The following is a 19,015-nucleotide window of genomic DNA, read 5'->3' as shown; positions in this document are numbered from 1 at the left end:
ATCTTCCGCGGGGGGAGCGGGCCCATCAGAGGCTCTGCAGGGCGGGGGACACTGAAAATTTGGCTTTGCGTAGCCGATCGCTTAACCAAGCGCGGCTAGTACGGGGGCGTAATGGCAGAATTCGACCCGCGACGTTTCTCGTTCCGGATCGCACCGCGCGTGCTTGCGGGCGGAGGGGCGCTGATCGCCCTCTTCGCCGCCTGGAAGATGACGGACACCACCGGCGCGCCCTCCGCGCCGCCGCTGGCGCCTGAGGCGGTGGCCGCGCTCCAGCACGCCGCCTTCACCCAGGCCGAGATCGAGCCCGGCTGGAGCCGGCCCGAGAACGTCCCGGTCAAGGTCCTCCGCGGCGAGACCCTGGAAGAGGCCGTCCAGCGGGCCGGCGTCGCGCCCGACGAGGCCCGGCAGGCGGTCGCTGCCCTGGGCCAGGCCATGGACACCGTCCACATCAAGGCCGGCATGGCGTTCGACGCCGCCGTCGCCCGTCCCCGCGCCGAACGCGGCCACGCCCGGCTGATCGGCCTGTCGCTGCGCACCGGCCCGGCCAGCGCGCTGACCCTCTCGCGCACCTTCGACGGCGCGCTGCGCCTGCGCTCGCTGGAAGAGGCGATCACCGAGGAGACCACCGTCGCCGACGGCGAGATCCGCGGCTCGCTCTACGAGAGCGCCGCCAAGCTGGGCGCCACGCCCGAGATCGTGGCCCAGGTCTCCAAGCTGTTCGCCCACAAGATCGACTTCCAGCGCGACATCCAGCCCGGCGACGACTTCAAGCTGGTGTTCGGGCGCAAGGTCACCGAGAGCGGCCGCACCGTGGACACCGGCGACCTCGAGTACGCCGAGCTGCACGGCGTGAAATTCTACCGCTTCGAACGCGGTGACGGCGACGTCGAGTACTTCGACGAGACCGGCAAGAACATCAAAGGCTTCCTGCTGCGCACGCCCGTCGACGGCGCGCGCATGACCTCGCGGTTCGGCCTGCGGCGGCACCCGGTGCTGGGCTACGCCCGAGCCCACCAGGGCGTGGACTTCGGGGCGGGCCACGGCACGCCGATCCTGGCCGCCGGCGACGGCGTCGTCAGCCGCGCGAGCCGCTGGGGCGGCTACGGCAACTGGCTGCAGATCAAGCACTCGGGCGGCTGGTCCACCGGCTACGCCCACCTCTCGCGCTACGCCAAGGGGGTCCGCCCGGGCGTGCGCGTCCGCCAGGGCCAGGTGGTCGGCTACGTCGGCTCGACCGGCCTCTCCACCGGTCCGCACCTGCACTACGAGGTGTGGCTGAACGGCCGGCGGGTGAACCCTGTCGGCGCGAAGGTGCCGCAGGGCACCGTGCTGGCCGGCGCCGAGCTCGCCCGCTTCAAGGCCCAGAAGGCGCGCATCCAGCGCCTGCTCGAGGCCGGCGGTGGGGAAGCCCCGCGCGCCCTCGCCTCGCTCGACACCGCCCCCTAGGCCGCTGGGGCGCCCGCGGCCCGCCGCTTGCGCTAACCTGGCTCGGCGGAAGGAAGATCCCCATGCCGAGCGTCACCGAAGCCTATTTCGAGGTCATCAAGCGCAAGTTCGACGCGCTGGATGGCGTGCCCACGAACGGGCAGATGAACGACCTCCTGCGGCTGTTCAGCCGGTGGCGCTCGCAGCTCCTCGCCAACACCTACGTCGCCCATCACGGGGCGATGGTCATGCACGGGCCCTTCTCCGGCATGGAGTACGTGGCCGCGGCCACCGAGGGCGCGCTGATGCCGCGGCTTCTCGGGACCTATGAGGCCGAGCTGCACCCGCACCTCGAGCGGTTCCGCGAGGCGGGGGTCGACTGCGTGATCGATGTCGGTTGCGCCGAGGGCTACTACGCCGTCGGCCTCGCCCGGCTCCTGCCCCAGGCGACCGTCTACGCCTATGACATCGACGCGGCCGCCCGTCGCGCCTGCGCCGACCTCGCCGCGCGCAACGGCGTCGGCGAGCGGGTCATCGTCGGCGAAGAGTTCAAGCCCGAGGACTTCGAGTTGTTCGCCGGCCGCAACGCCCTGGTGATCATGGACGCCGAGGGCGCCGAGGTCGACCTGCTGCGGCCCGACCTGAGCCCGGCGCTCAGGGGCATGAGCCTGATCGTCGAGACCCACGACGTCTATCGCAAAGGCGCCCTTGAGGCGGTGCGCGGCCGCTTCGACGCCACCCATGACATCCAGCGGGTCGACCTGGGGCTGCGGGACGTCCCGCTGCCCCCGTGGCTCAGCGAGCTGCCGCACCTGGACCACGTGCTGTCGATCTGGGAGTTCCGCCTGGCGCCGACGCCCTGGCTGGTGATGCGGCCCAAGGCGGCTTGATCGCCGTCAATGGCGAAGCCGCCGATCCGGGCTCCCCTGGCGCCATGCGCGCCCTGCTGCTGATCGCTGCCCTCGCCCTGCCGACCGCCGCGGCGGCCGCCGAACCGTCGCGCGGGGAGGCCCTGGTCGAGCGCCACTGCGGCGGCTGCCATGCGGTGGGGCGCGAGGGCGAAAGCCGCGAGCCGGCGGCCCCGCCCCTCCGCGAGCTGCACCGCCGCTACGCGCCCGAGTCGCTGGCCGAGGCGCTGGCCGAGGGGATCCTCACCGGCCACCCCGCCATGCCCGAGTTCCGTTTCGGCCAGGAGGACGTCGAGGCGATCATCGACTACCTCGACGCCATCCAGACCCGGCAGCGGTCGGCGGTGGAGCCGGGCCCCGCCGCCGCCGGCGCCCGCTAGGCGTCGAAGACGATCACGGACCGGGCGATCGAGCCGGTCTTCATCTCGGCGAACGCCTCGTTCACCTGCTCCAGCTTCAGCCGCTGGGAGATCATGCCGTCGAGCTTCAGCTTGCCGGCCATGTACATGTCGACCAGCCGCGGCATGTCCACCGGGAAGCGGTTCGAGCCCATCATCGAGCCCTGGATGCGCTTCTCGCCCAGGAACGCCGCGCCCATCAGGCTGATGCTCTGGCCGACGGGGATCATGCCGATGATGTTCGCGGTGCCGCCGCGGCGGAGCATGTTGAACGCCTGCTCGGCGGTCTTGGTCATGCCCAGCGCCTCGAACGAGTGCTGCACGCCGCCCTTGGTCAGCTCGATCACCGCCTTCACCGGATCGGTCTCGGCGGCGTTGACGAAGTCGGTGGCGCCGAAGGCGCGGGCGAAGTTCTCCTTACCCGGCACCACGTCGATGGCGATGATCCGGCCCGCGCCCGCGATGGCCGCGCCGTTGATCGCCGACAGTCCCACGCCGCCGCAGCCGATGACCGCCACGGTGTCGCCCGGGCGGACATTGGAGGTGTGCATCACCGCGCCGACGCCGGTCATCACCGAACAGCCGATCAGGGCGGCGCGGTCCAGCGGCATGTCCTTGCGGATCGCCACGCAGGCGTGCTCGTGCACCAGCATCTGCTCGGCGAAGGAGGACAGGTTCAGGTACTGCATCATCGGCCCCTTGGGCGACGTCAGGCGCGGCTCGTCCTCGTCGCCGCGCTTGGTGTCGGGGGAGACGCACAGGCTCATGTGGCCGGTCAGGCAGTGCTCGCAGTGGCCGCAGAACGCCGACAGGCAGGTGATGACGTGGTCGCCCGGCTTCACCGTGCGCACTTCCGAGCCCACGGCCTCGACGACGCCGGCGCTCTCGTGGCCCAGCACGGCCGGCAGCGGGTGGGGATACGAGCCTTCCACGAAGTGAAGGTCCGAGTGGCAGACGCCGGCCGCGGCGGTGCGGATCAGCACCTCGTGCGGGCCAGGCTTGGAAATCTGCACGTCCTCGATCTGAAGCGGCTTGCGGACTTCACGCAGCACGGCGGCCTTCATGTCGTTTCCCCTTTCATACTGGCGTTTGAACAAGCCTTATCGCCGTTCAGCCGGGCGTGGGAAGCGTCTTTCGGCGAAACGGGTCGACAGCGCGCCGTTAGCCTTTCATCTAGGGACCGATGGACGCCGCTCCGCCGCAGAAGGCCGTCACGCCGCTCGAGGTCTTCCTGGCTTTCCTGAAGCAGGGGCTCACGGCCTTTGGCGGGCCGGTGGCGCACCTCGCCTACTTCCGGCGCGAGTTCGTCGAGCGGCGCGGGTGGGTCTCGGACGCGGCCTTCGCCGATCTCCTGGCCCTGTGCCACTTCCTGCCGGGCCCCGCCTCCAGCCAGCTCGGCATGGCCATCGGGCTGCGGCAGGCGGGCCTGGCCGGCGCCCTGGCGGCCTTCGCCGGCTTCACCCTCCCCGCCGGGGCGGCGATGATCGCCTTCGCCTACCTCGCGCCGGACCTGGAGACCCGCTTCGGCTCGGGCTGGATCCACGGCCTGAAGATCGCCGCCGCGGCCGTCGTGCTGCAGGCGCTGGTGCAGATGGCCCGCAGCCTGGCGGTCGGGCCGGTGCGGGCCGGCATGGCGATCGGCGCGGCGGCGGGGCTGATCCTTTCCGGCGGGCCCGTCGCGCAGGTCGCCGCGATCCTGGCCGGCGGCGCCTTCGGCTGGGCGCTGCTGCGGGACGAAGCGGGCGAGGCGCCGCCCGACGAGGCGCCGGCGGTCGACACCGGCAGCGCGGCGATCTCGCTGGCGCTGTTCGCGGGCCTCCTGCTGGCGCTGCCGCTGCTGGCCGCCCTGCTGGCCAACCCGGGCCTGGCGCTGGCCAGCGTCTTCTACCGCACCGGGGCGCTGGTGTTCGGCGGCGGCCACGTCGTCCTGCCTCTGCTGGAGAGCGAGGTCGTCGCCCGCGGCTGGCTCGACCAGGACACCTTCCTGTCGGGCTACGGGGCGGTGCAGGCCCTGCCCGGCCCGCTGTTCAGCTTCGCCGGCTTCGTCGGCGCGGCCCAGAGCTTCGGTCCGCGCGGGATCGTCGGCGGGCTGATCGCGCTGTTCGCCATCTTCCTGCCCAGCCTGCTGCTGGTGGTGGGCGTGCTGCCGTTCTGGGACCGCCTGAAGAAGGACGCCCGCGCGCGCGGCGCCCTGGCCGGGGTCGGCGCGGTGGTGGTGGGCCTGCTGGGCGCGGCCCTGTGGGACCCGGTGCTGAGCACCACCATCGAGCGCGGGTCCGACTGGGCGCTGCTGGCGGCCGCGTTCGTGTTCCTGGCCGTCGCCCGCCTGCCGCCCTGGCTGGTGGTGGTCGGCTTCGCGACCGCGACCGGCGCCCTGCTGCGCTAGACGGGAACGGGGCCTGCCGGCCCCCGGGATGCGCCGCCCAACGCCCTGCCCATCGGATTCGGCAAGCGCGCCGGCAGGATCGCGGGCAGCTTCGGCCAGCGGAAGGTCCAGGACGTCCGCGCGGGGATGCAGGACTCCAGCGCCTCGATCAGCTGCTCGGCCGGGCCGTCGTTCAGGAAATGGTTGGCGCCCTCGGTGCGCACCACCCGGATCGGCCGGCGGGTGACCGTCTCGGCCGCGAGCCGCTCGGCGACCTCCAGCGGGGCGAAGTCGTCCTTGTCGCCGTGGATCATGTGGATCGGCACATTCACGCGGGCCAGCGCGCGCTTGGCATGGCGCAGCTGCGGCCGCTGGCCGGTCACCTCGATGACCGCGTTGCGCAGATCGCGCGGGATCACCTTCAGCGCCTTCGAACCCATGTCGAGCAGCCACTTGGCCGTGGGGCCGGCCTCGCCGAAGAAGCCGGACAGCAGCACGAGGCCGGCGACCTTGCCGGGGTTCTGGTCGGCCATGATCGAGGCGATGGCGGCCCCATAGCTCTGGCCCACCAGCAGCACCTTCTGGCCGCGGGCGGCGCGCAGCACGGGCGCCAGGGCTTCGGCCTGGACGCGGATGTCGGTCACCGGATGCAGCGGCTCGGACCCCGCGTAGCCCGGCCGGTCCACCACGATCATCTCGCGGTCCTTCGGCAGCTCGGCCAGGGTCTCGGCCCAGTACTCGGCCCAGGAGGGCGCGCCGGTGATGACGACGATCTTCCAGGGCGCCGGGGTCTCGCGCGGGGTCTCCAGCGCCGAGATGCGCCAGCCGTGGCCGCCGCCCGCGGTGAAGCTGGTGCGCCGCACCACCGTCTCGGGGAAATCCGCCGAGGTCGGCGCATGCTCGGTCCGCCCGTTGGCGGCCGCCTCGATGCACGCCCACCCCATCGCAAGAACACCCCTGGGCCGTTTGCGCGGCACGTCCGACCTCCTCGTGGAACCTGTTCACCACCTGTGAAGCGCAAACGCGCGGTTCAAGGAGCGGTTCTCATCCGCGATCGCCGGAGACGCCCGGCGTGGGATCCGTATCACAGAGGGTTGGAAGCCACGGGGCGACGCACACGGGCATCATCCGCAGAGTGCGCGGGGACATGAGGGGCGGCCGGTTGGGCGCCTGAACAGGCGGGCGAGCGAAGCGGCCTCGCTGACGCAAGCCGCTAGAGCGCATCCGCCGGCCAGAAGTGTGGGGCTGCAGGCACGCGGCCGGGCTGGCGGTCATCTCCCGGCGGGCCGCAGGAGTGCGAGGGCCGGCCGAAACCTCGATCGCCCCTGGTTTGGGCGCTGGGGCTCCCCATATGTGAGATGCGCCGTCGGTCCTGTGCCGCGAGCCCAGCGGTCGATCATCTCCGACGTGGCGCGCCTCGAGACATCCATGTCCCCGCTGTTCATAGCGTCCGCCGCACTCGCGCTGAGCGCCCTGGTGCTGCCCTTCGTCCTGCGCGTCGTTGGCCGCGGGGGCCGCACGTGAGCGAGCCTGCCCCCTCTTCGAATCTCGAGCGCGAGAACGCCTACCTGCGCCTGCGCAACGCTCAGCTCGAAAGCGACGTGGTCGCCCTGAGCGCCGAGACGGAGCGCTTGCGACAGATCGTACAGCGCCTGCACGGCCGCACGCCGGTCCAGCCGCCCAATCCGTTGAGCGGGGGACAGTAGCGAGATGATGAAAAGCGAAATCCGCGGCGACGACTATCGTGCGAAGGCGGACGGCGCGCTCTCCATGGCCGCGGCCGCCACGCTCGTCCAGGTGCGCGCAAGGCACGAGGCCGCTGCTGCGGTCTGGATGGGCCTCGCCGCGTTCGAGGACCGGCGCAGCGCTCATGCGCGGACCTTGGGCGGCGCGGAGAGCCGCCCGTCTCGACCGCCGGCCGCTGGCGCTCCGCCGAGGAGCGCCTAAGGGGGTGGCCAAGTCGAAGAGGGGCTTCAGCAGCGGTTCCGCGAAGCGAAACGCGCCGCTCACGATCGCCGGATTTGCTGCGCCAGCCCAGGCGAGCGCACGGGTCCGACCGCAACCGGTGTTTCGGGCGTCTATGCCGGCGAATTCCGCTGGCGCGGCGCCCATCGGGAGCGAGGCTCCCTGAAAGGCTGCAATGGCCGTCGAACTCTCAAAACAACGAGCGGATCCCCCAGGGGTGGCCACAGGCGGCGACGTCGCCGTGAAGACCGTCGATGTGCGGGTCACGAAATCCCACGGTGTGTGGCATGTCACCCGCGCCAACGCGTTCGTCGGCGACTATCTCAAGCCTGAGGCCGCGTTGTCCGCCGCTGTGACGCTGGCGTCGGAAATCGAACACGCCGGCGGCCGCGCAGGCGTCCTCTTCGTGGATTCCTAGGTCCGACCATGTTCAACGCCCACGAACATCGCGTCCATGCGCTGAGGCTGTTCCTCATGTCCTTGCGCGCGAACGACTCCCGAAGCCGCGGGCGCTATGCGCAGCTCTCGGCGGTCTGGCTTCAGGCCGCCGTGCGGCGGGAGCAGATCTGATGGGAAATGGCGGCTGAGCGAGCCCGCGCGGCAGCACCAGCAGGCCCCCACGCCGGCCCCGCACGGACATGACGGTCCCCAATCATGGGTTCGCCCGCAGGGCGGCTACAGCGGCGTCCAGTAGGGGCGGGTTTCGATCCAGTCCCAGACGCCGACCTTCACGCCGTTGTCGATGAGGGTGACGCAGGCGAGTTCGGGCGTCTCGTCGCGGACGACGGCGATCAGGGCCTCGCGGGCGGCGGCCTTGGCGGCCTCGGGCGTGTCGGCGTCGAGGTCGGCCCGCCACTCCCACTGGTCGGTGAGGAAGCCGAGGGCGTAGCGCGGCGGCTTGGGATCTGAGGGAGGGACGCTCACCCGAAGGGTCTTGCCGGTGGTCGGGCGCGGTGTCGAGGGCCCGCTGCGGCCGCCCCCCTACGGCCTACCCAGGCGCACGCTCAGCGCCACCGCCACCCGGTCGCCGGCGGTCACGCCCGTGGCCCGGCGGACGGCGTCCTTCAGCGGCAGGAGGTAGCCGCCGTCGCGGGGAAAGAGCGAGGTGGTGAAGTCCGCCCCCGCCAAGCGCGCGGCCACCGGCACGACGCCCCAGCCGTAGCTGGCGGCGCGAGCCACGCGGGCGACCTGCCCCGCCGCGTCCGGCGGAAGGACGGCGAAGAAGTAGGGCGAGGGGCCGCGCCAGTGGATCACCTGCGCCTCGAAGGCGATCTCGGCGAGGGGGTCGGCGTCGGTCATGAGGGAGACTAGCGCAGGCGCAGGGGCGGCCGGCGCGTCAGGTCGCCATGCGGGCCTTGAAGACCCCGTCGGGAAGGCGGGCGGCCCTGGAGGGGTGGATGAAGAAGTAGTCTTTCCAGGGCAGGTCCTCGACGAGGTCGGTGCGCTCCTCCAGGCGGTCGCCGTTGAGGGCGAACATGCGGTAGCCGCGGTCGCGGAAGACCTGCAGCACGGCCTCGGCCGAGCCGCCGAAGCGGTCCTTCAGCATCGGCGGGTGAATCTCGATCAGCACGTGCGGGCGGTCGCGGTCGAGGATGCCGACGGCGCCCTCCAGCGCCTTCTGCTCGGCGCCCTCGATGTCCATGCGGATGAAGTCGACCTTGTCCACGCCGTGCTCGGCGCAGAAGCCGTCGAGGGTGACCACGGGGGTCGGCTGGACCTCCATGCCCTGGTCCTGCAGGTCGGGACGAGCCGGCCCTTCGGGCGCCCGCTCGGCGACATAGGCGTAGGCCCGGCCCATGCGGCCGGAGGTCTTCTTGGGCGTGACCAGCAGCAGCTCGCCCGGCCGGTCGGCGACGGCGGCGTGGATCGGGGTGACGCGGTCGCGGATGCCGTGCCAGGCGGTGGTCACCTTCAGCACCTCGAAGGCGAAGGCCGACGGCTCGAAGGCGTAGATGCGCGCCCGCGGCGCCACCTGGGTCATGACGTAGGAGTGGCGCCCGTCGCTGGCGCCCACGTGCAGGCACACCGGCGCGCCCGACAGCAGGTCGGCGAGATAGGGCGTCTCGGGCTCGTGCTTGGCCCAGCGGCGGTTGCGCCGCCAGGCCCGGAAGGCGTGCCCCAGCACGCGTAGCGAAGCCATCCCTGCTCCTGACCGTCCCCCCGGACGCCGCCTGGATCGTCCGCCTAAGCTGCCGGGCGGACGACCGTCATCATGTAGTTCACGTCCGAATCGACGGACTCCGTCCACCGGCCGGTCAGCGGATTGAACACCACGCCGTAGGGCCCGTCCACGGCGACCGGCTCGCCGGCGAGGAAGCCGCGGATCTCGTCCGGCTTGAGGAACTTGTTCCAGTCGTGGGTGCCGGCCGGGAGCCAGCGCAGCACGTACTCGGCGCCGATCTTGGCCAGGGCCAGGGCCTTGAGCGTGCGGTTGAGCGTGGCGACGATCATCAGCCCGCCGGGGGCCAGCAGCCGGGAGCAGTCGCGCAGATAGGCGCCCGGGTCGGCCACGTGCTCGATCACCTCCATGTTGAGGATCACGTCGAAGGGCGACTCGCCGGCGGCCAGCAGGTCCTCGGCCGTCGTGCAGCGGTAGTCGATGTCGAGCCCCTGCTCCGCCGCGTGCGTGCTGGCGGTGAGGATGTTGCGCTCGGAGGCGTCCACGGCGGTGACGGTGAAGCCCAGGCGCGCCATCGGCTCGGACAGGAGGCCGCCGCCGCAGCCGATGTCGAGCAGGCGTAAGCCCTCGAAGGGCCGCCGCTGGGCGCCGTCGCGGCCGAAGCGATAGAGGGCGTGGTCGCGGATGAAGGCCAACCGCACGGGGTTGAAGCGGTGCAGGGGCGCGAACTTGCCGTTCGGGTCCCACCATTCGGCGGCGATGCGCGAGAAGCGCTCGACTTCGGCAGGATCGATGCTGGAACGGGCGGCGGTGGGCGAACTCATGCCCCCTTCTACCGCCGACGCGAGCCGAAACGAAAGATTCTGAGCGTTGCCGCAGGCGGCGCGCGCCGCTATGAGGCGACGCCCTTTCGCGGCGCAGCAAGCGACAAAGGTGGTCCTGGCGTTCGATGTCCCGGCTGGTGATGAAATTCGGCGGCACCTCGGTGGCCGACCTGGAGCGGATCCGCCGGGTGGCGCGGCTGGTGGCCGCCGAGATCGAGGCGGGCCATCAGGTGGCGGTCGTCGTCTCGGCCATGGCCGGCAAGACCAACGAGCTGGTCGCGTGGACCGACGGGGCCGGCGCCGCGGCCCAGGGGATCGACCCCTCGGACGACGAGTACGACGTTGTGGTGGCCTCGGGCGAGCAGGTGACCGCGGGCCTCCTGGCCATGACGCTGCGCAACATGGGCCTGCGGGCCAAGTCGTGGCTGGGCTGGCAGGTGCCGATCCTCACCGACGAGGCGCACGGCAAGGCGCGGATCGACGAGATTCCGCCTGAGAAGCTGTCGGCGGCGCTGGACGCCGGCGAGGTGGCGGTGGTCGCCGGCTTCCAGGGCGTGACCCGCGACGGCCGCATCGCCACCCTGGGCCGCGGCGGCTCGGACACCAGCGCCGTGGCGATCGCCGCCTCGCTGGGCGCAGCCTGCGACATCTACACCGACGTGGACGGGGTCTACACCACCGACCCGCGGATCGAATCCAAGGCCAGGAAGCTCGCGAAGGTCTCCTACGAGGAGATGCTCGAGATGGCCTCGCTGGGCGCCAAGGTCCTGCAGACCCGCTCGGTCGAGCTGGCCATGGCCTACCATGTGCCCGTCAGGGTGCTTTCCAGTTTTGTCGAGCCCGGCGAAGCGCCCGGCCAGGGCACTATCGTCTGCGACGAGGAGGAGATCGTGGAGAAGCGGATCGTGAGCGGCGTGGCCTACAGCCGCGACGAGGCGAAGATCAGCCTCTTCGGCCTGCCCGACCATCCGGGCGTGTCGTCCACCATCTTCGGCGCGCTGGCCGATGCGAACGTGAACGTGGACATGATCGTCCAGAGCCACGCGCGCACCGCCGACACCGCCAACATGGAGTTCACCGTCGGCCGCCGGGACGCCCAGCGGGCGGTGGAGATCATCCGCGCCGTACAGCCGCAGGTCGGCTTCGAGGACGTCCGCGTGGACGAGGACGTGGCCAAGGTCTCGGTCATCGGCGTGGGCATGCGCAGCCACGCCGGCGTCGCCAAGTCGATGTTCAAGGCGCTGGCCGACAAGGGCGTGAACATCCAGGTGATCTCGACGTCCGAGATCAAGATCAGCGTGCTGATCGACGCGGCCTACACCGAGCTGGCCGTGCGCGCCCTGCACGCGGCCTACGGGCTGGACCAGCTCTAGGCCTTCTCCGCGCCGCCGGTCAGGCGGAAGGCGGCCCAGGTTCCGGCCAGGGCCAGGGGGATCACGGCCACGAACACCCAGACCGAGGCGGCGCGGGCGCTGGCGTGGGTCAGCCCCTCGGAGAAGCCGGCCAGGTTCGCCGCCACGCCCGAGATCGCCGCCCCGACCGCCGCGCCGGCCTGGCGCACGGCGGTGATCGCCGACGAACCGATGGCCTTGTCCTCGTCGGACAGCGCCGCCAGCACGCGCCGGCTCATGAAGGCCCAGGAGAAGCCGAAGGCCGCGCCCATCAGCGCCCCGCCGGCGAGCACGAACGCGATGTGGCCGTCGGCCATGACCAGCGGCAGGACGACGAGACTGGCCACCAGCAGCACCGAGCCGACGCGGATCCAGCGGGCGTCCCACAGGCCGCTCGCCCCCGCCACGGCGATGGCGGCGATCGTCCAGGCCAACGACTCCGCGCCGATCACATAGCCGGCCCACAGGGGCGAGTAGCCGCGCAGCTGCTGCAGGATCGGCGGGCCGTAGATGGCGAAGCCCATCGAAGCGGCGGTGAGCGAGAACATGGCGAAGTAGCCGGCGCCGCAGACAGTGGTCAGGTCCCCGGCGCGGTGCGGCAGCAGGCGCACCCTGGCCCGGTGGTCGATGCGCACGACGAGCGCGAGGATCCCCAGGCCCGCCAGCACCAGCCCGATCGAGAACGCCGGGGCGTGCAGCACGTCGGCCAGGGCGATGGCCGAGACGCCGAGCCCCAGGACGCCGAGCTGGGTCCACGGCACGCCCGGCCCGCCGCCCGCGCGGCCAGCCCGGTCCAGCAGGAAGAGCGCGGCGATGCTGAACACCGCCGACTGCAGGGCGAACAGCCAGAAGACGTCGCGCCAGTCGCCGTGCTCGACGACGATCCCGCCGAACAGCGGACCGAGCACCGTGGCTATGCCCCAGATGAAGGTGACGGCGGCGAACACCCGCGCCAGGTGCCGCTCGGGGAACAGGAGCGCGATGGCGACCATGGCGAAGCCCGAGATCCAGCCCGAGCCCAGGCCCTGGATCAGCCGGCCGGTGAGGAAGACCGAAACGTCGGGGGCCAGCGCGCTCATCACGCAGCCGCCGACCATGACGAGGCCCGCCAGGGCCGTGGCGCTGCGCAGGCCGAACAGTTCGGAGAGGCGCCCGGCGCTGGCGCCCGCCAGGATCGCGCCGACCAGGAAGCCCGCCGTCGCCCAGGAGAAGTAGGCGTAGCCGCCGAGGTCGGCGCCGACGCTGGGCATGATGGTGGCGGTGACCAGGCTGTCGGCGGCGTTCAGCCAGACGCCCAGGCAGATGAGCGCGAACAGCGGCAGCCGGCCGCCGGCGAGGAGGTCGCGCCAGCCCGTCCGGCCCTCGTCCGCCTCCGTCGCTGCGCCCAAGACGCCCCCTTGCCTTCCGCCGCCCCGAACCGGGGTCCTGAAACAGGGCGCCTGAAATAGGGCGCCGGGCGGCCCACGGCCATCCTTTCGCCGCGCGGGCCCGGCAGGCGCAGCAAACCGTCGTCGAATTGGCCTCTTCCCGTCTCGGAACGGAGAGATAAAGCTGTTAGGCAACGGGCCGAGACGGAGGACGCCAGGGACGGATGCCGGCGCAAGGCATGGCCATTCGAGGACAGCGGAGCCTGCTTCGGCAGATCCGGGAGGCGCTGGCGGGCGGCGGCCCGGCCCAGGCCCGTCTCGACATGGTCGTGCGGATCATCGCCCTGTCGATGGTCGCCGAGGTCTGCTCGATCTACCTGCGCCGGGCGACCGGCGAGATGGAGCTGTTCGCCACCGAGGGCCTGGAGCCTGGCGCGGTCCACGTCACCCGCATGAAGCCCGGCGAGGGCCTGGTCGGCGAGATCATGCGCCTGGGCCGGCCGCTGAACCTGGCCGACGCCCCCGAGCACCCGGCGTTCTCGTACCGCCCGGAGACGGGCGAAGACCCCTACCACGCGTTCCTGGGCGTGCCGCTGCTGCGCGGCGGGCGGGCGATCGGCGTGCTGGTCGTCCAGAACCGCACCGCCCGGGTCTACACCGAGGACGAGGTCGAGGACCTGCAGATCATCGCCATGGTCCTGGCCGAGATGGTGGCCTCGGGCGAGCTGATCGGCGTCGAGGAGATGAACGGGGTCGAGCTGGCGCCCCGCCGGCCCGACCGCCTGAAGGGCTCCAGGTTCGCCGAGGGTCTGGCCTACGGCGTGGCCGTGCTGCACGAGCCGCCGGTCGCGCCCAGCCAGCTGCTGTCGGAGGACGCCGCCGCCGAGGAGATCCGGCTCAAGGGCGCCATCGAGGCGCTGCAGGCCCAGATCGACGAGATGCTGGAGGGCCAGCACGGCCTGGTGGACGCCTCGTACGAGGTGCTCGAGACCTACCGCATGTTCGCCCACGACCGGGGCTGGAACCGCAGCCTCGAGGACGCCGTGCGCAACGGCCTGACCGCCGAGGCCGCCGTCGAGCGCGTACGCTCCGAACACCGCGCGCGCCTGGGCCAGGCGCGCGATCCCTATCTGCGCGAGCGGCTGCACGACCTGGAAGACCTGAACGACCGGCTGCTGCGCCACCTGGCCGGCGACGGCCACGTGGCCCGCGACCTGCCCGAGAACGCGATCCTGATCGCCCGCAACCTGGGCCCCGCGGACCTGCTCGAGTACGACCGCACCAGGCTGCGCGGCCTGCTGCTGGAGGAGGGTTCGTCGGCCAGCCACGCGGCGATCGTGGCCCGGGCGCTGGACATCCCCTGCGTCGGCCGCCTGCCCGGCCTGCGCGACCGGGTCTCGGAGGGCGACCCGGTGATCGTCGACGCCGAGACGGGCGAGGCCTACCTGCGCCCGCGGACCGACGTGGTGAAGGCCATCCAGGCCCGCATCGACGTGCGCCGACAGCGGCAGGCCGCCTTCGCCAAGCTGCGCGAGACGCCCGCCTTCACCCGCGACGGGGTGAAGATCACCCTGCTGATGAACGCCGGCCTCGACGTGGACCTCGAGAGCATGGCCGACGCGGGCGCCGAAGGGATCGGCCTGTTCCGCACCGAGTTCCAGTTCATGGTCTCGGAGGAGATGCCCCGTTTCAACGCCCAGGCGGCGCTCTACGGCCGGGTGATGGACGCGGCCGGCGACAAGCCGGTGACCTTCCGCACCCTGGACCTGGGCGGCGACAAGGTGCTGCCGTACCTGGAGGCCGAGCGCGAGGACAACCCGGCCCTGGGCTGGCGGGCGATCCGCATGGGCCTGGACCGCCCCGCCCTGCTGCGCCTGCAGCTGCGGGCGCTGATCGCCGCCGCCAAGGGGCGTGCGCTGCGGATCATGTTCCCGCTGGTGGCGAGCTGCGACGAGTTCCGCGCCGCCCGCGCCCTGGTGGACACAGAGGTGGCCTGGGCCCTGCGGCGAGGCCGGCCGGCGCCGTCGCGCCTGGACGTCGGCGCGATGATCGAGGCGCCGTCGGTGATCTGGCACCTCGACGCCCTGCTGCCGATGACCGACTTCGTCAGCGTCGGCACCAACGACCTGATGCAGTACCTGTTCGCCGCCGACCGCGGGAACCCGCGGGTGGCCGACCGCTACGATCCCCTGTCGCCGCCGGCGCTGCGGGCGCTGGAGACGATCCAGCGGGCCTGCGCCGAGACCGGCACGCCGGTCAGCGTCTGCGGCGAGATGGCGGGCCGGCCGCTGGAGGCCTTCACCCTGGTGGCCCTGGGCTTCGAGCGGCTGTCGATGCCGCCTGCGGGGATCGGGCCGGTGAAGCAGATGGTGCTGTCGTGCGACCGCGAGGCGGCCCGGCGGGGCGTTTCGGCCCTGCTGAAGTCCGGCGCGGGATCGGTGCGCAACGAGATCGAAACCTTGGCGCGGAAACTCTATCTCGCCGTGTAGGCGAATCAGCCCACCGGACGTGACCGAACAACGCATTGAGCACTACCTGAACGCGTGCCACGCTCCCTACGAGTCACGATCCCCAGACGCGGGCGCCGGCCGGACGCAGGAGCCGCCATGCCGCTCGACACCGGGCAGGTCGACACCGGGCAGGTCGACATCGGGCAGGTCGACATCGGGCCGCTCGACACTGGACCTGCCGACCTGGACCTCGAGGAGGGGAACGGCGTCCTGAACCGCGATCCGCTGCAGTCGCACGCCAGCATCGGCGAGGCCCTCCGGGCGGTGCGCCAGGACCGCGGACTGACGCTGGACGAGCTCGCCGAGCGGACCCGGGTGCGCCGTTCCTATCTCGAGGCGCTGGAGGCGATGCGCCTCGACGCCCTGCCCTCGCGCCCCTTCACCATCGGCTACATCCGCGCCTACGCCCTCGCACTGGGCCTCGACCCCGAAGCGGCGGTGGAGCGGTTCAAGGCCGACGAGCCGGTGCTGGACGAGCCGCTGCGCGCGCCGATCGGGGTGCCCGACGAGCGCGACCCGCGGGTGGCCGCCTTCATCGCCGGGGCCGTCGTGATCGTCGTGGCCATCGTGCTGTGGAACGTGGCGCAGCGGGCGATGAACGCCAGCGCGCCGCCGCCGCCCAAGGCCTCCGAGGCGCAGGCCTGGAAGCTGCTGGCCGAGACCCGCTCGGGGCCGGTGACCCTGGGCCCGCCGCTGCCGGCGCCGGTGGAGTCCACCATCCCGCCGCTGTACGAGACCCCCGGCCTCGCCGAGGCCGGCCCTGACGGCAAGGGCAACGACTCCGCGCCCGCCAACATCAACGACCTGAGCGATGCGCCGCTCTTGGACCTTACGACCCTGCCGGCGACCTTCACGCCGAAGGGCAAGGTGTACGACAGCGGCAATCCGCAGCTCGGCTCGCTGGTGACGCTGCAGGCCCTGAACAACGCCGCCCTGATCATCCGCGGGACCAGCGGCTCGGTCTATTTCGCCCGCCAGCTCGCCGCGGGCGAGGCCTACAAGGTGCCCCAGCTCCCCGGCCTGACGATCGACGTCTCCGAGCCCAGCGACTTCCAGGTGTTCGTCGCCGGCCAGTCGAAGGGCGTGCTGCCCGCCCGGCAGGTTCTGGCCTCGAAGCTCGCGGGCTGATCCGCATTACGCCGATTTAATCGCCCGCCCCGCATCCGCGGCGGCGCCCGCCGGCCTCTTCCCCGGGAAGGCTGGGGGAATTCCATGCGGGCGATCGGACGGGCGCTGGCGATGATGCTGGCGATGATGGCTATGACTGGGCCGGCGCGGGCGGCCGAGCCGGAAGCTTCCTACGAAGCGACATTCGACGCCGCCTGGCGGACCGTCGGCGAAGCCTTCTACGACCCCGGCTTCCACGGCGCCGACTGGACGGCGCTCCGCGACCGCTACCGGCCCCGGCTGGCAAAGGTGCGCGACGAGGCCGCCCTGCAGCGGCTGATCGGCGCCATGCTGGCCGAGCTGAAATCCTCGCACCTGCACATCTCCCGCGCCTCGCCGGAGCGGGGCAGCGCGGGACTGGGGGCCCGGATCGAGCCCGTCGGCGGGGTCCGCACGGTGCTGGAGGTCGCCCCGCTCTCGGACGCGCGGCGGCAGGGACTGCGTCCGGGCGACCAGCTTCCGCGCGGCATGGCCGGGGTCGCCGGCCCGCTGGGATCGATAGCGGAGGTGGAGGTGCGGCGCTGCGACGGATCGGCCGCCCGCCTCTCCATCCGGCGCGAGCGCGCATTCTGGCCGCCGGCGCGCCCGGGCTTCGCCTGGTCGCGGATCGCCGTGCGGCCCGGCCTGGCGCTGGGCTATCTGAAGATCGACCGGTTCGACGACGGCGCCGCCGGGCTAGCCGATCAGGCCATGGCCGAGTTGGGCGACACCCAGGAGCTGGTGATCGATCTGCGCCACAACAGCGGCGGCAACATGTCGGCCCTGCGGCTGGCGAGCTACTTCGGGGCGGCTGGGGAAGCGCCCGCGGTGGCCCTGTTCTCGCGCGCCTACCTGGAAGGGCTGGGCCGCGCGCCGACCCTCGAGGACATCCGGCGCGGACCGAAGGTCCTCGGCGCCTACACCGACGAGGCCGTCGGGCGGGCCGTGCAGGAGAACGGCGGCGCCGCCGTGTTCCACCTGGAGGACGTGGGGCAGCGCCGCTATCGCGGGCCGGTGGTGGTGCTGATCGGGCCCGAGACGGCGAGCGCCGCCGAAGGTTTCGCCTGGGTGATGAAGCAGAGCCCGAACGTCCGCTTCGTCGGCGAGGCCTCGGCCGGGGCGCTGCTGAGCGGGGAGCGGTTCGAGCTGCCCGGCGGCTGGGTGCTGACCGTCCCGGTGTTCGGCGTCTGGCGGGCCGACGGCGAGCACCTCGGCGACCGGGCCGTGCAGCCGGACCTGCCCGCCCCGCTGACTCGGGAGGACCTGTGCGCCGGGCGCGACCCCGGCGTGGCCCGCGCCCTGGAGCTGCTGGCGCCCCCGCGCCGCTGACCGGCAGACGACGGCGCGCGGGGCCGATCGCCGCGGCGGGTTGGGAAAAGCCGCCAACTCGCCTATTTTCCGCCCGGCATGAGCGCGCAAGATCCCAACCACCACCGGCCCTGGCGGGCGATCCATCGGCGGCCCTCGCGCAAGATCCGCGTCGGCGCGGTCGAGGTCGGGGGCGATGCGCCGATCACCGTCCAGTCGATGACCAACACGGTCACCGCCGACGCGGCGGCGACGATCGACCAGATCCGCCGGCTGGAGGAGGCCGGGGCCGACATCGTGCGGGTCTCGTGCCCGGACGAGGAGTCCACCGCCGCGTTCCGGACCATCGCGCGCGAGGCCATGGTTCCGCTGGTGGCCGACATCCACTTCCACTACCGGCGCGGAATCGAGGCGGCGCAGGCGGGCGCGGCCTGCCTGCGGATCAATCCGGGCAACATCGGCAGCCCCGACCGGGTGCGCGAGGTGATCCAGGCGGCGCGCGACCACGGCTGCTCCATGCGTATCGGGGTCAACGCCGGTTCGCTGGAGCGCGAGCTGCTGGAGCGCTACGGCGAGCCCTGCCCCGAGGCCATGGTCGAGAGCGCGCTGAACCACGCGCGCATCCTGCAGGACCACGACTTCCACGAGTTCAAGATCAGCGTGAAGGCGTCGGACCCGTTCATGACGGTCGCCGCCTACCAGCAGCTGGCCGAGGCCATCGACTGCCCGCTGCACCTGGGGGTGACCGAGGCCGGCGCCCTGCGCACCGGGACGGTGAAGAGCGCCATCGGCATCGGCTCGCTGCTGTGGGCCGGGATCGGCGACACCATCCGCGTCAGCCTGGCGGCCGACCCGGTGGAGGAGATCAAGGTCGGCTTCGACATCCTGAAGTCGCTGGGCCTGCGCCACCGGGGCGTGAACATCATCGCCTGCCCCTCATGCGCGCGGCAGGGCTTCAACGTCATCGAGACGGTCGAGAAGCTGGAGCAGCGGCTGGCGCACATCTCCACCTCGATGAGCCTGTCGATCATCGGCTGCGTCGTGAACGGCCCGGGCGAGGCGCTGATGACCGACCTGGGCTTCACCGGCGGCGGCAAGGGCTCGGGCATGGTCTATGTCGCCGGACGTCCCGATCACAAGATGGACAACGACCGGATGGTCGACCACATCGTCGAACTGGTCGAAGCCAAGGCGGCCGAGATCGAGGCGGCGAAGAAGGCCCCGCTGCAGGCCGCCGAATAACGCAGAAAGTTGACGCCAGCGTCACTCTTGCGAAGCGGTCTCATCCG

At 72.1% G+C, this 19,015-nt stretch carries 19 protein-coding genes; 12 read left to right on the top strand and 7 right to left on the bottom strand.

The window, feature by feature from the left end:
* Positions 1 to 111 precede the first annotated feature (111 nt).
* The 3 genes from PHZ_RS04640 to PHZ_RS04630 all read left to right on the top strand — a co-directional run bounded on the left by PHZ_RS04640 (position 112) and on the right by PHZ_RS04630 (position 2,713).
* Positions 112 to 1,446, top strand: a complete 1,335-nt coding sequence (locus PHZ_RS04640; RefSeq protein ID WP_012521410.1) for a M23 family metallopeptidase — start codon at positions 112 to 114, stop codon at positions 1,444 to 1,446.
* A gap of 62 nt (positions 1,447 to 1,508) precedes the next feature.
* Positions 1,509 to 2,315 (top strand): 50S ribosomal protein L11 methyltransferase, encoded by an 807-nt coding sequence (locus tag PHZ_RS04635; RefSeq protein ID WP_012521409.1) that lies wholly within the window; start codon positions 1,509 to 1,511, stop codon positions 2,313 to 2,315.
* Positions 2,312 to 2,713 (top strand): c-type cytochrome, encoded by a 402-nt coding sequence (locus PHZ_RS04630; protein ID WP_012521408.1) that lies wholly within the window; start codon positions 2,312 to 2,314, stop codon positions 2,711 to 2,713. The genes PHZ_RS04635 and PHZ_RS04630 overlap by 4 nt, the downstream gene beginning before the upstream one ends.
* On the opposite strand, the gene PHZ_RS04625 is transcribed toward PHZ_RS04630, so the two are convergent.
* Entirely contained in the window at positions 2,710 to 3,795 is a 1,086-nt protein-coding gene (locus tag PHZ_RS04625; protein ID WP_012521407.1) for a Zn-dependent alcohol dehydrogenase, read from the bottom strand. The genes PHZ_RS04630 and PHZ_RS04625 overlap by 4 nt on opposite strands.
* Before the next feature lie 119 nt (positions 3,796 to 3,914).
* Here PHZ_RS04625 and chrA point away from each other — a divergent pair, with 119 nt between their 5' ends.
* A complete protein-coding gene (gene chrA / locus PHZ_RS04620) occupies positions 3,915 to 5,117 on the top strand; it encodes a chromate efflux transporter (RefSeq protein WP_012521406.1) in 1,203 nt (400 codons plus the stop codon).
* Here the strand turns inward: chrA and PHZ_RS04615 are convergent.
* On the bottom strand, positions 5,114 to 6,073 hold the full coding sequence (locus PHZ_RS04615; protein WP_148216785.1) for an alpha/beta fold hydrolase: 960 nt from the start codon (positions 6,071 to 6,073) through the stop codon (positions 5,114 to 5,116). The genes chrA and PHZ_RS04615 overlap by 4 nt on opposite strands.
* 543 nt (positions 6,074 to 6,616) lie before the next feature.
* Here PHZ_RS04615 and PHZ_RS22035 point away from each other — a divergent pair.
* The 3 genes from PHZ_RS22035 (at position 6,617) to PHZ_RS23005 (ending at position 7,631) form a co-directional block, all read left to right on the top strand.
* Positions 6,617 to 6,802, top strand: a complete 186-nt coding sequence (locus PHZ_RS22035; protein WP_083770821.1) for a hotdog family protein — start codon at positions 6,617 to 6,619, stop codon at positions 6,800 to 6,802.
* A gap of 434 nt (positions 6,803 to 7,236) precedes the next feature.
* The gene (locus PHZ_RS04605; RefSeq protein ID WP_148216784.1) at positions 7,237 to 7,479 is read left to right on the top strand and encodes a hypothetical protein; all 243 of its coding nucleotides are present in this window, start codon (positions 7,237 to 7,239) and stop codon (positions 7,477 to 7,479) included.
* Positions 7,480 to 7,487: 8 nt separating this feature from the next.
* On the top strand, positions 7,488 to 7,631 hold the full coding sequence (locus PHZ_RS23005) for a hypothetical protein (protein WP_183281015.1): 144 nt from the start codon (positions 7,488 to 7,490) through the stop codon (positions 7,629 to 7,631).
* Positions 7,632 to 7,736: 105 nt separating this feature from the next.
* On the opposite strand, the gene PHZ_RS04600 is transcribed toward PHZ_RS23005, so the two are convergent.
* Genes PHZ_RS04600 through ubiG form a run of 4 tightly spaced genes read right to left on the bottom strand, consistent with a single transcriptional unit; the run spans position 7,737 to position 10,004 of the window.
* A complete protein-coding gene (locus PHZ_RS04600; RefSeq protein WP_041373175.1) occupies positions 7,737 to 7,985 on the bottom strand; it encodes a hypothetical protein in 249 nt (82 codons plus the stop codon).
* Between the two features lie 57 nt (positions 7,986 to 8,042).
* On the bottom strand, positions 8,043 to 8,360 hold the full coding sequence (locus tag PHZ_RS04595; RefSeq protein WP_012521405.1) for a DUF1905 domain-containing protein: 318 nt from the start codon (positions 8,358 to 8,360) through the stop codon (positions 8,043 to 8,045).
* Positions 8,361 to 8,397: 37 nt separating this feature from the next.
* Positions 8,398 to 9,201 (bottom strand): FkbM family methyltransferase, encoded by an 804-nt coding sequence (locus PHZ_RS04590; protein WP_041373174.1) that lies wholly within the window; start codon positions 9,199 to 9,201, stop codon positions 8,398 to 8,400.
* A 44-nt stretch (positions 9,202 to 9,245) separates the two neighbouring features.
* Positions 9,246 to 10,004 carry a bifunctional 2-polyprenyl-6-hydroxyphenol methylase/3-demethylubiquinol 3-O-methyltransferase UbiG gene (ubiG, locus tag PHZ_RS04585; RefSeq protein ID WP_012521404.1) on the bottom strand — a complete coding sequence of 253 codons (759 nt, stop codon included), beginning with the start codon at positions 10,002 to 10,004 and terminating at the stop codon, positions 9,246 to 9,248.
* 125 nt (positions 10,005 to 10,129) lie between these two features.
* Between ubiG and PHZ_RS04580 the strand changes: the two genes are divergently transcribed.
* Entirely contained in the window at positions 10,130 to 11,377 is a 1,248-nt protein-coding gene (locus PHZ_RS04580) for an aspartate kinase (RefSeq protein ID WP_012521403.1), read from the top strand.
* On the opposite strand, the gene PHZ_RS04575 is transcribed toward PHZ_RS04580, so the two are convergent.
* Positions 11,374 to 12,783, bottom strand: coding sequence for an MFS transporter (locus tag PHZ_RS04575; protein WP_012521402.1), 1,410 nt, complete (start codon positions 12,781 to 12,783; stop codon positions 11,374 to 11,376). The two genes, PHZ_RS04580 and PHZ_RS04575, sit on opposite strands and share 4 nt — an antisense overlap.
* Positions 12,784 to 12,986: 203 nt before the next feature.
* On the opposite strand from PHZ_RS04575, the gene ptsP reads away from it, so the two are divergent.
* The 4 genes from ptsP to ispG all read left to right on the top strand — a co-directional run bounded on the left by ptsP (position 12,987) and on the right by ispG (position 18,968).
* On the top strand, positions 12,987 to 15,251 hold the full coding sequence (ptsP, locus tag PHZ_RS04570) for a phosphoenolpyruvate--protein phosphotransferase (protein WP_012521401.1): 2,265 nt from the start codon (positions 12,987 to 12,989) through the stop codon (positions 15,249 to 15,251).
* Between the two features lie 117 nt (positions 15,252 to 15,368).
* Positions 15,369 to 16,400, top strand: coding sequence for a helix-turn-helix domain-containing protein (locus PHZ_RS04565; protein ID WP_012521400.1), 1,032 nt, complete (start codon positions 15,369 to 15,371; stop codon positions 16,398 to 16,400).
* 84 nt (positions 16,401 to 16,484) lie between these two features.
* Positions 16,485 to 17,747 (top strand): S41 family peptidase, encoded by a 1,263-nt coding sequence (locus PHZ_RS04560; RefSeq protein WP_012521399.1) that lies wholly within the window; start codon positions 16,485 to 16,487, stop codon positions 17,745 to 17,747.
* A 78-nt stretch (positions 17,748 to 17,825) separates the two neighbouring features.
* Positions 17,826 to 18,968: a flavodoxin-dependent (E)-4-hydroxy-3-methylbut-2-enyl-diphosphate synthase gene (gene ispG / locus PHZ_RS04555; RefSeq protein ID WP_012521398.1), complete on the top strand. Its 1,143-nt coding sequence runs from the start codon at positions 17,826 to 17,828 to the stop codon at positions 18,966 to 18,968.
* Positions 18,969 to 19,015 lie beyond the last annotated feature (47 nt).

The organism is Phenylobacterium zucineum HLK1 (genome assembly GCF_000017265.1).
GTDB classification, from domain to species: domain Bacteria; phylum Pseudomonadota; class Alphaproteobacteria; order Caulobacterales; family Caulobacteraceae; genus Phenylobacterium; species Phenylobacterium zucineum.
Note: the sequence above shows the minus strand (reverse complement) of the source record. Positions and strands in the feature narration are given on the sequence as shown.